Origin of the sequence: Rathayibacter sp. PhB179 (genome assembly GCF_004345345.1) — a bacterium.
Lineage (GTDB): Bacteria > Actinomycetota > Actinomycetes > Actinomycetales > Microbacteriaceae > Rathayibacter > Rathayibacter festucae.
Genome location: NZ_SLVD01000006.1, coordinates 32,203 through 46,351, shown reverse-complemented (window position 1 = coordinate 46,351; position 14,149 = coordinate 32,203). Strand labels below are relative to the sequence as shown.

Genomic DNA, 14,149 nt, shown 5'->3' with positions numbered 1-14,149 from the left:
TCAGCTGCGCCCGGCAGCCAGGCGCGACACGTTCTGATCGGTCGGGGTGGGTAGGTCTCGATACGCCCCTGCGGGGCTACTCGACCAGCATGAACAGACCCGCTCGACCAGCATGAACAAGCCCGTTCGACCAGCATGAACGGGCCTGGTCGACCAGGGTGAACGGGGCTGCTCGACCTGCAGGAAGAGGCCTGCCCGACCGGATGCATGCTGGTCGAGTAGCCGCGGGACGCGGCGTATCGAGACCCGGCGTCATCCGGAGGACTCGCGGGGGACGAGGCGCACGGGCATCGAGCGGACGCCGGGCGTCGCGCGGCCGTGGATGGCGTGGGAGAGCTCCTCGGCGGCGGCGCGGCCGAGGGCCTCGAGCTGCATGTCCATGCTGGTGAGCGGGGGGCGGGCGGCCTCGACGAGGAGGTCCCAGTTGTCGAAGCCGACGACGGCGACGTCGCGCGGCACGGGGTGCCCGCTCTCGCGCAGGTGGTCGAGGGCGCCGCGGGCGATCTGGTCGCTCGCGCAGATGATGGCGTCGAGATCCGGGTGCGCGGCGAGCAGCGACTCGGCGCACTGGCGGCCCCAGCTCTCCGACCACTGGCCGTAGAGCACGTCGCCGCCGACCAGCGGGAGGCCCGCCTCCGTCAGCGCGCGCTCGACGCCGCGGGCGCGGTCGTGCGCGGCGGTGTAGCTGGGCTCCCCGTTGATCAGGGCGATGCGCGTGCGCCCGCGCTCGATCAGGTGGCGGGCCGCGAGCACGCCCGCGAGCGTGTTGTCGGGCGTGAACGAGGAGTCGCGCTCGTCCTCGGAGGGCGCGTAGGCGTAGACGACCGGGACGGGGATCGTCGCGGTGATCGACGGGCGCGGATTGGTCGTCCGGCCGAGCACGACGATCCCGTCGACGCGCTTGGCCAGCAGGTTCTTGATGTGGTGCTGCTCGCGGATCGAGTCGCCGCGGGCGTCGCAGAGGAACACCGAAGTGGAGCCGGCGCCGAACGCGTCCTCGGCGCCCAGCAGCACGGGCAGCACGAAGCGGTTGTCGAGGTCGTTGGTGAGCATCCCGATCGTGCCGGTGCGGCGCGAGTTGAGGGCCTGCGCGAAAGGGTTCGGCGTGAAGGAGAGGGCGGCGGCGGCGTCGAGCACCTTCTGGCGGGTCTCGGCACGGACCTGGTCGCGGCCGTTCAGCGCCTTCGACGCGGTGGCGATCGAGACGCCGGCCTCGCGGGCGACGTCGGTCAGCGTGATGGTGCCCGTGGGCTTGCGCGGCGCGATGACGTCCTCCTTCCGCGGGACGCCGGTGCGCCCTGGACGATCCTCGCACAGGATTCCGCGAACCGAAAACACCGAAAACGCGACAACTCTTGACTCGACCTTCCCGCCGTGTCTACTTTGAACCCGCAGAAAGTAGTTTCGGTCCGGCGCTCGCCGAGATCGGCCAGCACCACCCGTCAACGACGAAGGGAACATCCGCGATGAAGAGGAAGCACACTCGGGGCCTCGCCGCCGCCGTCCTGCTCGGGACCGCAGCCGCAGCACTGACCGGCTGCGCGGGAGGCTCGGGAGGCGACTCCTCCGCCGCCGGCGGCACCTACACCTTCTGGGACCCGTACCCCCAGTTCGACGAGTCGTCCGACTGGGCGAAGCTCATCGACTCCTGCGGCACCGAGGCCGGCGTCACTGTCGAGCGCACCGGCTACGACACCACCGACCTGACCAACAAGGCGCTCCTCGCCGGGCAGCAGGGCAGCTCGCCGGACATCCTGCTCGTCGACAACCCGGTCGTCTCCACGCTCGCCGAGTCGGGCATCCTGACCACCACCGCCGAGAACGGCCTCGAGACCGGCGACATCGACGCCAACATCCTGGCCGCGGGTGAGGTCGGCGGCGACACCTTCGGCGTCCCGATCGGCGCGAACACGCTGGCGCTGTACTACAACAAGACCGTGCTGGCCACGGCCGGCGTCGACGTCTCCTCGATCACCGACTGGGCGAGCCTCACCGCCGCGCTCGAGAAGGTCACCGCCTCGGGCGGCAAGGGCATCACGTTCTCCGGCATCGGCACCGAGGAGGGCACCTTCCAGTTCCTGCCCTGGTTCTGGGGCTCCGGCGCTGAGCTGACCGAGCTCGACTCGGACGCCGCCGTGGACGCGGTCTCGCTCTGGACCGACTGGCTGGAGAAGGGCTACGCGCCCAACTCCGTGATCGGCAACACGCAGACCACGAGCTGGCAGGAGTTCGAGACCGGCGAGTACGCCTTCGGCGAGAACGGCACCTGGCAGCTCGCGAACGCCAAGGCCTCCGGCATCGACTACGGCATCCTCACCATCCCCGCGAAGGACGGCGGCTCGGCCCCCGCGCCGACCGGCGGCGAGTTCCTCACCCTGCCCGTGCAGAAGGACGAGGCGCGCTACGAGACGTCGACCGCGATCGCCGAGTGCCTCACCTCGACGGACAACCTGGTGACGACCGATGACACGCTGTCGTACATCGCCCCGACGGCCGCGGCGCAGGAGGCGCAGGTCGCCGGGAACGCCGACCTCGCGCCGTGGGTCGAGGCCGTCCAGGCCGCGAAGGGCCGCACCTCGGACGACCTCGGGACGAAGTACCCGAAGATCTCCGAGCAGCTCTGGTCCGCGGTGCAGACCGCGCTGAGCGGCTCGCAGTCGCCGGCCGACGCGCTGAAGGCGGCGCAGTCGGCGGCCGAGTCCGCGACGCAGTGATGAGCGGTGTGGTCGGCATGACGCGGCCGGCGGGGCGGGTCTCGATACGCCGCTTGCAGCGGCTACTCGACCAGCATGCGGGGGACGACCGCCGGGCTGGGGCGGCTCTTGCTGATCGAGTAGGCCGCGCAGCGGGCGTATCGAGATCCGCCCGCATCAGAAGGGTGGTCTGCAGAACCGAGGTTCTTGCAGTGGTGGGTCTCGATACGCCCCTGCGGGGCTGCTCGACCAGCATGCGGGGCGCGCTGCGGGGCTGCTCGACCAGCATGTGGGAGGAACGATGACGACGGCCACTGAGACGGGGCGGCTGCTGCGCCGCGAGGCCGAGCCCGGGGTCGCGGCCGTCGCGGCCCCGGCGCCCAGGCGGCGGCGGCCGGGCGGGCAGCTCGCGGCGTGGGCGTTCCTCGCCCCGCTCGTCGTCTACCTGCTCGTGTTCTACGCCTTCCCGCTCTACCGCAACCTCGAGCTGAGCCTGAAGGACTACACGGTCCGCTCCTTCGTCCAGGGCAACGCCCCGTTCGTCTGGTTCGACAACTACGTGCAGGTCTTCCGCGACCCGACCTTCGGCCCCGCGCTGCTGCACACCGCGGTCTTCACGGGCGTCTCGCTCATCTTCCAGTTCACGCTGGGGCTCGCGCTCGCGGTCTTCTTCTACCGGCGCTTCCCGCTCGCGAGCACGCTCCGGGCGCTGTTCCTGGTGCCGTGGCTGCTGCCGCTGATCGTCTCGGCGTCGACCTGGTCGTGGATGCTGAACAGCGACTCCGGCATCGTCAACGCGTTCCTCGAGTCGTTCGGGATCGGGCAGATCAACTGGCTGACCTCGCCGTCGACCTCGCTGATCGCGGTGCTGATCGCCAACATCTGGATCGGCATCCCGTTCAACCTGGTGATCCTCTACTCCGGGCTGCAGAACATCTCGCAGGACCTCTACGAGGCGGCCTCGCTCGACGGCGCGACCGGCGCCCAGCAGTTCTGGCGGATCACGCTGCCGCTGCTGCGCCCGGTGTCGGCGATCACGATCCTGCTCGGCCTCGTCTACACGCTGAAGGTGTTCGACATCATCTGGATCATGACGAAGGGCGGGCCGGCCGACTCGTCGACGACCCTGGCGACCTGGACCTACCAGCTCGGCTTCGGGTCGATGCTGCCCGACTTCGGCCCGGCGGCGGCGGTCGGCAACCTGCTGATCATCCTCGCGCTGGTCTTCGGCCTGATCTACATCCGCGTCCAGCGGAAGCAGGCCGACGCATGAGCGCCCGGCGCCCCTGGTGGCTGACCCTCGTGGGCGTGCTGCTCACCGCGGTCATGCTGTTCCCGGTCTACTGGATGATCAACGTCTCGCTCACGCAGACCGGGTCGATGCGGAAGGATCCGCCGGACTGGTTCCCGTTCGCGCCCACCTTCTCGGGCTACCAGGCCGTGCTGAGCGAGCAGCTGCCGTACCTCGGCACCAGCCTGGTCGTCGGGCTCGGCACGGTGCTGCTGACCGTGGCGATCGCCGCTCCGGCCGCGTACTCGCTCGCGAAGCTGCGGCCGCGCGGCGGGCAGGGGCTCTCGTTCGTCCTGCTGATCGCGCAGATGATCCCGGCGATCATCATGGCGATGGGCTTCTACGCCATCTACCTCAACCTGGGTCTCTTGAACTCGATCCCCGGGCTGATCGTGGCCGACTCGACCATCGCGGTGCCGTTCGGCGTGCTGATCTTCACCGCGTTCATGTCCGGCATCCCCGACGAGCTGACTCAGGCCGCGCGGATGGACGGCGCGAGCGCCTGGCGCACCTTCACCTCGGTGATCATGCCGATCAGCCGCAACTCCGTCGTCACGGTGTCGCTCTTCGCATTCCTCTGGGCCTGGTCGGACTTCATCTTCGCGTCGACCCTCGACAGCGGCGGGAAGCTCCAGCCGATCACGCTCGGCATCTACAAGTACATCGGCAACAACAACCAGGAGTGGAACTCGATCATGGCGACCGCCGTGGTCGCCTCGCTCCCGGCCGCCCTGCTCCTCGTCGTCGCTCAGCGGTACGTCTCGGCGGGTGTCACCGCCGGTGCCGTCAAGGACTGACCCTCTTCCTCCTAGGAGATCCTCGTGACCCTGACCACCACCGTCGCCCTCGGCGGCCCCGTCGCCCCGACCGCGGGCGCGCTCCGGCCGCTGCGCCAGGACGAGATCCGGCTGACCGGCGGCTTCTGGCAGCACTACCAGCGGCTCGGCGCGGACGCCGTGATCGGCCACTGCCTGAGCTGGATCGAGCGGGTCGGCTGGGCCGGCAACTTCGACCGCGCGGCGAACGGCACGATCTCCTCGGCGGCAGGCGGCGACCTCCATGCGGGCATCGAGTTCGTCGACTCGGAGGTCTACAAGCTGCTCGAGGCGATGGCCTGGGAGCTGGGCCGCTCCGATGATCCGGAGCTCGCCGCGCAGTACGAGGCGCTGGTGCTGCGGGTCGCGGGGGCCCAGGACGAGGACGGCTACCTGCACACGAGCTTCGGCCGGCCGGGGCAGCGGGCGCGCTACTCCGACCTGGAGTGGGGGCACGAGCTGTACTGCTTCGGCCACCTGATCCAGGCCGCCGTGGCGCGGCTGCGCACCGGGCACGACGACCTGCTGCCGGCCGTGGCGCGACGCCTCGCCGACCACGTGATCGAGGTGTTCGGGGCGGAGGGACGTGCCGCGGTCTGCGGGCATCCCGAGATCGAGCCGGCGCTCGCCGAGCTGGCGCGGGCGACCGGCGAGGGGCGGTACCTGGAGCAGGCGCGGCTGTTCGTCGAGCGGCGCGGGACGGGGACGCTCGGTCCGATCGCCTTCGGGCCCGAGTACTTCCAGGACGACGTGCCGGTGCGCTCGGCCGAGGTGCTGCGCGGGCACGCGGTGCGGGCGCTGTACCTCTCCGCGGGGGCGCTCGACGTCGCCGTGGAGACGGGCGACGCGGAGCTCGAGGCCGCGGTGCAGCGGCAGTGGGAGGCGACGGTCGCGCGCCGGACCTACCTGACCGGCGGGATGGGCTCGCACCACCAGGACGAGGCGTTCGGCGCCGACTTCGAGCTGCCGCCGGACCGCGCCTACGCCGAGACCTGCGCGGCGATCGCGTCGAACATGCTGTCGTGGCGCCTGCTGCTGCGCTCGGACGACGCGGCCTACGCGGATCTGATGGAGCGGACGCTGCTGAACGCGGTGCTGCCCGCGACGCGCGAGGACGGGCGCGCCTTCTTCTACACGAACACGCTGCAGCAGCGGGTCGACGGGGTGGCGCCGGACGAGAGCGTCGAGACCGACCGGGCGCAGTCGAGCCTGCGGGCGCCGTGGTTCTGGGTGTCCTGCTGTCCGACGAACACGGCGCGCACCCTCGCGAGCGTCGAGCTGAGCTTCGCGACGGCGACGGACGACGGGGTGCAGCTGCACCAGTACGGCGGGTACCGGGTGACGACGGGCGAGGTGTCGCTCGAGGTGGAGACCGCATATCCGGAGGACGGCGAGATCGCGGTGCGGATCCTCGCGGACGCGGAATTCGCGCTGACGCTGCGGATCCCGCCGTTCGCGCGCGGGACGGCGCTGCTCGACGGGCAGGCGGTGGACGCGGGTCTGTCGACGGTGACGGTGCGGCGGGCGTTCGCAGCCGGCGACGTGGTGCGGCTGTCGCTGCCGATGCCGGCGCGCTTCGTGACGCCGCACCCGCGGATCGACGCGGTGCGCGGGCAGGTCGCGGTGGAGCGCGGGCCGTTCGTGCTGGCGCTGGAGTCGCTGGAGCTGCCGGACGGCCTCGACACGGAGCACGTGGCGGTGGACGCTGAGGTCTTGCCGGTCGCTGTCGGCGACGGCGCCCGGGTGGCGCTCGTGCGCCGCGACGCCCCGGCGTCCGCGTGGCCGTACTCCGTCCCGGCGGAGCTCGGCGAGCGCTTCGCCGCCGAGTTCCACCCCTACTATCGCTGGGCGAACCGCGGCCCCTCCACGATGCGGATCTGGACGCCCACCCTCTGAGGCGCCTCCCGCGAGATGCCACTTGTGCACGCCTTTTGCGGCGTGTCGCGCGCACAAGTGGCATCTCGCGGAGGGGGTCAGTGCTCGCGGCGGGAGGGGACGTCGGCCGGGGTCTCGAGGGGGGCGTCCTGGACGGTGGTGCGGTCGGACCTCGAGCGATCGCCGCGGGTCTTCAGGAGGCTGGCGATCGTGGCGACGGCGATCGTGGCGCCGATGAAGGTGAGCGAGAACCAGATCGGGATCTCGGGGACCCAGAGCAGGGGCTCGCCGCCGTTGATGAACGGGACCTCGTTGACGTGCAGGGCGTGGAAGACGAGCTTCACGGCGATGAAGCCGAGGATGACGGCCAGGCCCTGGCTGAGGTAGACGAGGCGCTCGAGCAGTCCGCCGATCAGGAAGAACAGCTGGCGCAGACCCATCAGCGCGAAGGCGTTCGCGGTGAAGACGATGTAGGCCTCGTTGGTCAGGCCGTAGATGGCGGGGATCGAGTCGAGCGCGAAGACGAGGTCGATGAAGCCGATGGCGACGATGGTCAGCAGCATCGGGGTGACGAAGCGGCGGCCGTCCTTCTTCACGGTCAGCTTGTCGCCGTGGTACTCGTCGGTGACGGGGAGGACGCGGCGCACCAGGCGCATGAAGGCGTTGTTCGAGGGGTCGCCGTGGTCGCCCTTGATCTGCTGGTAGGCCAGCACGAAGAGCAGGGCGCCGAAGAGGTAGAAGACCCAGGAGAAGTTCTCGATCAGGGCCGCGCCGACCGCGATGAAGCCACCGCGCATGATCAGCGCGATGACGATGCCGATCATCAGCACCTTCTGCTGGTACATCTTCGGCACCGCGAACCCGGTCATGATGATCAGGAAGAGGAAGAGGTTGTCGAGCGACAGCGCCTTCTCGGTGAGATAGCCGGCGAAGTACTCGCCGCCGTAGCGCCAATCGGCGACGAAGCCGATCCCGACGCCGAACAGCAGCGCGAGGCCGATGTAGAAGGCCGACCAGCGGGCGGACTCGCCGATGGTCGGCTCGTGCGGCTTCCGCACGTGCGCGAAGAACTCGTAGACGAAGAAGGCGATCGTCACGGCGATGGTGATCAGCCAGATGACGGGTGTGATCTGCACGGGGGTGCTCCAAGAGGGTCGGTCGATGAGGGACCAAGGTCTCCTCCACTCCGGCCGCGACCTCTCGGAGGTGGTGGCGGAGCCGATGGCCCGGGACGCTCATGCGCGTCCGTAGTGACGGGCTCACCGCAGTCGGGAGTACTCCCCTTGCTGTCTGCGATTCTACTCAGGGATCGCGATCGCGAGGCTGGGAGAGTACCGACACGTCGCTTCTGGATCCATCCGGCTCTATATTGGATCCAGCGGCAGCGTGCCGCGCGAGAGGCGGCGCATGGCCATCCAGACGGTCCTCGGCCCGGTCGAGGCGGCGGAACTCGGCGTCGTGTCGATGCACGAGCATCTGCTGACCGACGCGAGCGCGCTGCAGCGGCCCGGCGTCGAGGCGCTCGATCCGGACGCCCCGGTCACCGCCGAGCTCGCGGCCGCCCTGCGCTGGAGCCAGCTCGCGCTCGCCGACAACCTCCGCCTCGACGACGTCGAGCTGCTCGCGGACGAGCTGCGCGTGGGAGCGTCGGCCGGTCTCGCCCTGGCCGTCGACCTCAGCTCGCTCGGCTTCGGGCCCGACCATGCGCGCCTGCCCGCCCTGTCCGGGCAGGCGGGCGTCGCGATCGCCGCCGGCTACGGCGCCTACCTCCCGCGGCTGCTGCCCGAGTGGTACCTCGCCCTCGACGTCGACGGCCGCACCGAGCTCTTCATCCGGGCGCTGACGGAGGCGATCCCCGGCACGACCTACCGCGCGGGACTCCTCGGCCTGATGGGCACGACCGGCGCCTTCGCGACGCCCGAGGGGGAGCAGGAGCGGATCAGCCTCACCGCCGCGGCCCGCGCGGCCGCCGCCACCGGCTCCGCGATCACCGTCCGGCTCGCCGCCGACGCCCGCAACGGGGTCGAGGTGCTCGCGCACGTCGTCGCCGAGGGAGTGGATCCCTCCCGCGTCGTGTTCAGCACCGTCGACGAGTTCCTCGACCTGCCCTACCTCCGCGACCTCGGTCGGGCCGGCGCCGTGCTGGAGCTCTGCTTCGGCAACGAGGGCGCGCACGTCGGCCGGATCCGCAACGCGAGCGACCCGCAGCGCCTGGACGCGCTGCTGGAGCTGCTCGGCACCGACCCCGGCATCCGCTGGGTGCTCGGCCACAGCACCTGGACGAAGGGCCAGCTGCGCCGCTTCGGCGGGCACGGCTTCGACCACCTCGGCGCGCGCGTCCTGCCGGGGCTCCGCGCGCTCGGCGTCGAGGACGACGTGCTGCGGCGGATGAGCGTCGAGGAGCCCGCCCGGCTGCTCGACCGGCCGTGACCGACCACTCCGGCCCGCCCCCCGCCCCGCCCTCCGGCCCCGAAGACTCCGGCCCCGACCCGGCCCCCCGATGAGAGAGACGCAGACCCCATGAGAGACACCCTCGCCCCGCTCGCGCCGATCGAGCCCTTCCTCGTCGACGGCGCGTGGCTCGCTCCCGAGGGCGCGGAGCTGCTCGACGTCGTCGACCCCGCCACGGAGGAGCTGCTCACCCGCGTCCCGCAGGCCGGCCCCGCCGAGATCGAGGCGGCCGTCACCGCCGCCCGCCGCGCGCACGACGACGCGCGCTGGAGCGGGATGAGCCCGCACGACCGCAGCCGCATCCTGAACCGCGTCGCCGACCTGATCGAGGACCGACTCGAGGATCTCGCAGTGCTCGAGACCCGCGACAACGGCAAGCCGATCGAGCGCTCGCGCGCCGACACCGCCACCTCGGCCCGGGTCTTCCGCTACTACGCCGGTGCGCCGTCGCGGCTGACCGGAACGGTCGTGCCCGTCGACGCGCAGCACCACGTCTACACGACGCTCGAGCCGGTGGGAGTCGCGGCGCTGATCCTGCCGTGGAACTTCCCGATCATGACGGCGAGCTTCAAGCTGGCGCCGGCGCTCGCCGCGGGCTGCACCGTCGTCGTGAAGCCGGCGGAGCAGACTCCGCTGACCATGCTGCGCCTCGCGGCGATCTGCGAGGAGGCGGGCGTCCCCGCGGGAGTCGTCAACGTGCTCACCGGCGACGGCCGGGTCGGCGCGGCGCTCACCGAGCACCCGCTGGTCAGCAAGGTGTCCTTCACCGGCAGCACCGAGGTCGGCCGGAAGGTGATGCGCGCCGCGAGCGAGGACTTCACCCGCTTGACTCTGGAACTGGGCGGCAAGAGCCCGAACATCGTGTTCGAGGACGCGGACCTGGACGCCGTGGTGCTGACCGCGATGCGCGCGTCGTTCGGCCACTCCGGCCAGATGTGCACGGCGGGCAGCCGGCTGCTGGTGCAGCGCTCGATCCTCGACGAGACGACGGAGCGGCTGACCGCGGCGGTGCGGAAGGTCGCGCTCGGCGACGGGCTGGCCGGCGGCGTGACCGTGGGGCCGCTCGTGTCCGAGGAGCAGCGGCAGCAGGTGCTCGGCTACATCGCGCAGGGCGAGGCGGAGGGCGCGGTCGTCGCGGTGGGTGGCGGCGTGCCGGACCGGCCGGGCTACTACGTCGAGCCGACGCTGTTCACGGGGGTCACGAACACGATGACCATCGCGCGCGAGGAGATCTTCGGGCCGGTCGTCGGCATCATCCCGTTCGAGGACGAGGACGAGGCGGTGGCTCTCGCCAACGACCAGACCTACGGCCTCGCCGCGGGGGTGTGGACGAACGACCTGGCGCGGGCGCACCGGATGGGTCGGCGGCTGCGCGCGGGGACGGTGTGGGTCAACACGTACAACCTGTTCGACCCGGCGCTGTCGTTCGGCGGCGTGGGGGAGTCCGGGATGGGGCGCGACCTGGGCGAGGAGGCGCTGCGCTCGTTCTGCGAGCTGAAGAGCGTGGTCATCGCGCTCTGAGCCCGGCGCCGGTTCGATCTGCAGGCGATCCGCGCGGGAACGCGATTTCCGCCGCGTCCGTGCGTCTCGTGCCGGCGTGATCGCCTGCACATCGGACAGCACCCCTCCGGGAGGGTGCCGGGCCGGTGTGCAGGTGCTCCTCCGTTGTGCAGGTGCCCGCGCGTTGTGCAGGTGCTCCTCTGTTGTGCAGGTGATTCGGCGGGGAAGCCACTCAACGGGGCGAGGGCGGCAGGCAGGAGGGGCGGATCGCCTGCAGATCGGACAGCAGCCCTCCGCAGTGCAGGTGCGCGTCCGTTGTGCAGGTGCGCGTCCGTTGTGCAGGTGATCCGGCGGGGAAGCCGCTTACCGGCGCGAGGGCGGGAGGCAGGAGGGGCGGATCGCCTGCAGATCGGACGGGGCAGTGCCGGGTTGCGGCGTCAGATCCAGCCGTTCTCACGGGCCTCGATCACGGCGCGCTGGCGGGTGTCGACGTCGAGCTTGCGCAGGATCGACGAGACATGGTTGCGCACGGTGCCCGCGGACAGGTGCAGGGCCCTGCCGATCTCGCCGGTGGTCTCGCCGCGGGAGCCGGCGCTCAGCACGTCCAGCTCGCGGTCGGTGAGCGGGCTGCGCGTGGTCGCGAGGGCGTCGGCCGCGATCTCGGGATCCACGTAGCGGCGGCCGGCGGCGACCTGGCGGATCACCTCCGCCACGTCCTCCACCCGCCGCGACTTGGGCAGGAAGCCACTGACGCCGACGGCCAGCGCGCGGCGCAGCACACCGGGCCGCGCGTGCCGGGTGACCACGACGACCCGGGTCGCCGAGACGCGGCGCAGTCGCTCCGCCGCCTCGATGCCGTCCATGCCGGGCATCTCGACGTCGAAGAGGCAGACGTCGGGCTCGAGGCGCACGGCCTCGGCGACCGCCTCCGCGCCGTCGCGGCACTCGCCGACGATCTCGAGGTCGGGCTCGAGCCGGAGCAGCGCGGCCAGGGCGGTGCGGATCATGTCCTCGTCGTCGGCGAGGAGCACCCGGATCACGCGGCACCGCCGGGCAGGCGCGCGTCGAGCTCGAAGGAGCGGCGCGCGGTGCGGGTTCTCAGTGTGCCGCCGGCCCGCTCGATCCGCTCGGTCATGCCGAGGACGCCGGAGCCGGTGCCGGCCTCGACGCCCTCCGACTCGGCCCCCTCCGACTCGGCCCCCTCGGGCACGTCGTTCACCGCCTGGAAGCGCCACGACTCCGCCTCGCGCGCCAGCCGCAGCCGAGCCGACTCGCCGCCGCCGTGCTTCAGGATGTTGGTCGTGCTCTCGCGGACCACCGGCCCGAGCACGTCGGCGGGGGCGCGGTCCGCGTCGGGATCGACGGCCAGCTCGACCCGCAGCCCCGCCGAGCGGAGCAGGTCGGCGGCGTTGGCGAGCTCGTCGGCGAGCGAGACGCTGCGGAAGCGCGTCGCCAGCTCGCGAGTGCCGGTGCGGGCGCCGTCGACCGAGCGCTGCGCGGCGCGGAGCTGCTCCAGAGCGCCGTCCGGATCGTCGCGGAGCAGCCGCTCGGCGAGCTCGAGCTGCAGGGCGATCACCTGCAGATGGTGTCCTTGGAGGTCGTGCACGTCGCCGGCGAGGATCAGCCGCTCCTGCGCGGCCGCGAGGCGGCCCTCCGCGACCCGCGCGCGATCGAGCTCGCGGACGATGTCCCACCACCAGAGCATGCTGACGATCGCGAGGGGCAGCGCGGCCGCGAACGCGAACAGGACCGGCGCGGCACCCGGTGCGAGCGAGAGCGGCGCGGTGCCCGACGCCCGATCGTGCTCGAGCCAGGCGCTGACGGCGAGCAGCACGGTGAGGAACGTGGTGACCCGCCAGCGGATCCCGCGCGGCCAGGGCAGCAGCACGACGAGCACGAACGCGAGCGAGAGCGGGAGGGTGGGGCTGCCCGCCGCCAGCCCCGTCGCCGCGGCGCCGACGAGACCGAGGGCCTGGAGTCCGAGGGTGGCGGGGCCGACGCGCGTCGGGGCGTCCCGGTCGGCCCGGCGGTAGCGCTGCGCGGAGACGGTGAAGACCGCCGCCCAGAGCGCGGCGCCGAGGAGGTAGCCGACCACCCGCCACGGCGATGCGTCGCCGACCAGCTGCGGCACCAGCCAGACGAACAGCACCGCGAGCACGAACGAGCCGGCCGAGAGCAGCGTGTACCACCAGGTCGCGGCGACGCCCTTGCCCGAGGGCGGAGCGGCGGTCGTCTCGGCGGGAGGGAGCAGTGCGGTCGGCATGCGGCCCAGGGTACGACCATGACAATTGTCACCCCTCGGGCGGCCGTTCCTCCCGAGCGGCGGTGACGGGAGGGCACTGCCGGGCACCCCCTGCGGCGGGCTGGGATGGACTCGTCCCGATCGACGGGGCAGCGGTTCAGCCGCTCAGCCAGAAGGAGACACCGCCATGTCGACCATCGTCAGCGACGCGATCCTCGGATTCCAGGGCCTCATCCAGGACGTCCCCGACCTCGTCCAGCCGCTCGTGGTGGCGCTCGCCGGAGCCGTGCCGTTCATCGAGGGCGAAGGGGCCGCAACGATCGGCATCATCGGCGGGATCCACCCGGTGGTCGCCGCGGTGTCGGCCGCCGCGGGCAACTTCCTCTGCGTGGCGCTGCTCGTGCTGCTCGGCGCGGGCGTCCGCTCGGCGATCACCGGTGGGAAGCCGCGGAGGCGCGCCACGGCCCGCCGCGAGAAGTTCCAGCGGGCGTTCACCCGCTACGGCGTGCCCGGCGTGAGCCTGCTCGGCCCGCTGCTGCTGCCCACCCACTTCACCGCGGTGATGCTCGCCGGCGCCGGCGTCGCGAAGGGCCGCGTCCTGCTCTGGCAGGGCATCGCGATCGCGCTGTGGACGACGGTGCTCACGGTGATCGTGTCGCTCGCGATCGGCGGCGCGGGGCTGGCGTGACGGGGGCAGTGAGGGAGAGGACGTGGGGCCTCCCGTCATGCTGGTCGAGTAGCCGCGCAGGGGCGTATCGAGACCCGGCGTCGCCAGGAGGGCGGGTCTGCGGACTCCGGTTCTGACGGTGGTGGATCTCGATACGCCCGCTGTGCGGGCTACTCGATCAGCATGATGTTCCTCGCCCTGGCGAGGATTCCGCGCCTGCGGCGGCAGCTCGTGCGGCGCTTCCGGCACCCTCGTCACGACGCTCTCCTCATCGAGGAGGAGAAGAGGAGGGACGGAGCTGTGCAGTCCGAGAAAGAGGGACCGGTCGAGGCCGTGCAGGCCTTCGTGGCCGCCTACGACGAGTGGGCGCAGGGCGGCTATACGGCGAGTGTTCCGGAGGAGCTGGCGGACGCGGTGACAGAGAAGCTCTTCCCTGATCTCGACTCGGATGCTCGGTGGTACTCGCGGGGCAAGGTGAGGCAGGTCGGGAGCATGGTCGTCTCCGAGGTCGAGCTGCTGTCGAACTCGGGTACCGACGCCGTCGTCGGGGCGCTCCTCGACACGACGGGCATCCGCGTCCTCGCCAACGGCAAGTAGACGTTCCGCAGCACCGAG

12 protein-coding genes are annotated in these 14,149 nt (G+C 71.7%); 8 read left to right on the top strand and 4 right to left on the bottom strand.

Going from position 1 to position 14,149, the window contains the following annotated elements; genetic code table 11:
• Positions 1–252: 252 nt before the first annotated feature.
• Positions 253–1,338, bottom strand: coding sequence for a LacI family DNA-binding transcriptional regulator (locus EDF43_RS13140; RefSeq protein WP_347812542.1), 1,086 nt, complete (start codon positions 1,336–1,338; stop codon positions 253–255).
• A gap of 128 nt (positions 1,339–1,466) precedes the next feature.
• Here EDF43_RS13140 and EDF43_RS13135 point away from each other — a divergent pair, with 128 nt between their 5' ends.
• The 4 genes from EDF43_RS13135 (at position 1,467) to EDF43_RS13120 (ending at position 6,695) form a co-directional block, all read left to right on the top strand.
• Positions 1,467–2,714: an extracellular solute-binding protein gene (locus tag EDF43_RS13135; protein WP_132437292.1), complete on the top strand. Its 1,248-nt coding sequence runs from the start codon at positions 1,467–1,469 to the stop codon at positions 2,712–2,714.
• A gap of 280 nt (positions 2,715–2,994) precedes the next feature.
• On the top strand, positions 2,995–3,966 hold the full coding sequence (locus EDF43_RS13130; protein WP_123736118.1) for a sugar ABC transporter permease: 972 nt from the start codon (positions 2,995–2,997) through the stop codon (positions 3,964–3,966).
• Positions 3,963–4,781: a carbohydrate ABC transporter permease gene (locus EDF43_RS13125; RefSeq protein ID WP_123736117.1), complete on the top strand. Its 819-nt coding sequence runs from the start codon at positions 3,963–3,965 to the stop codon at positions 4,779–4,781. Before EDF43_RS13130 ends, EDF43_RS13125 begins: the two co-directional genes overlap by 4 nt.
• Before the next feature lie 24 nt (positions 4,782–4,805).
• Entirely contained in the window at positions 4,806–6,695 is a 1,890-nt protein-coding gene (locus EDF43_RS13120) for a beta-L-arabinofuranosidase domain-containing protein (RefSeq protein ID WP_132962509.1), read from the top strand.
• Positions 6,696–6,772: 77 nt separating this feature from the next.
• On the opposite strand, the gene EDF43_RS13115 is transcribed toward EDF43_RS13120, so the two are convergent.
• A complete protein-coding gene (locus tag EDF43_RS13115) occupies positions 6,773–7,810 on the bottom strand; it encodes a TerC family protein (RefSeq protein ID WP_132437290.1) in 1,038 nt (345 codons plus the stop codon).
• A 271-nt stretch (positions 7,811–8,081) separates the two neighbouring features.
• Here EDF43_RS13115 and EDF43_RS13110 point away from each other — a divergent pair, with 271 nt between their 5' ends.
• Both EDF43_RS13110 and EDF43_RS13105 read left to right on the top strand, forming a co-directional pair.
• Positions 8,082–9,104, top strand: coding sequence for a phosphotriesterase (locus EDF43_RS13110; protein WP_132437289.1), 1,023 nt, complete (start codon positions 8,082–8,084; stop codon positions 9,102–9,104).
• A gap of 90 nt (positions 9,105–9,194) precedes the next feature.
• Positions 9,195–10,646 (top strand): aldehyde dehydrogenase family protein, encoded by a 1,452-nt coding sequence (locus EDF43_RS13105; protein WP_132437288.1) that lies wholly within the window; start codon positions 9,195–9,197, stop codon positions 10,644–10,646.
• 416 nt (positions 10,647–11,062) lie between these two features.
• Here EDF43_RS13105 and EDF43_RS13100 read toward each other — a convergent pair whose 3' ends face one another.
• Complete coding sequence (locus EDF43_RS13100; protein WP_132437287.1) at positions 11,063–11,665, bottom strand: response regulator transcription factor; 603 nt, start codon at positions 11,663–11,665, stop codon at positions 11,063–11,065.
• Positions 11,662–12,888 carry a histidine kinase gene (locus EDF43_RS13095; RefSeq protein ID WP_132437286.1) on the bottom strand — a complete coding sequence of 409 codons (1,227 nt, stop codon included), beginning with the start codon at positions 12,886–12,888 and terminating at the stop codon, positions 11,662–11,664. Before EDF43_RS13095 ends, EDF43_RS13100 begins: the two co-directional genes overlap by 4 nt.
• A gap of 166 nt (positions 12,889–13,054) precedes the next feature.
• Here EDF43_RS13095 and EDF43_RS13090 point away from each other — a divergent pair, with 166 nt between their 5' ends.
• A complete protein-coding gene (locus EDF43_RS13090) occupies positions 13,055–13,555 on the top strand; it encodes a small multidrug efflux protein (protein WP_123736113.1) in 501 nt (166 codons plus the stop codon).
• A gap of 279 nt (positions 13,556–13,834) precedes the next feature.
• Positions 13,835–14,131, top strand: a complete 297-nt coding sequence (locus EDF43_RS13085) for a hypothetical protein (protein ID WP_132437285.1) — start codon at positions 13,835–13,837, stop codon at positions 14,129–14,131.
• Positions 14,132–14,149 lie beyond the last annotated feature (18 nt).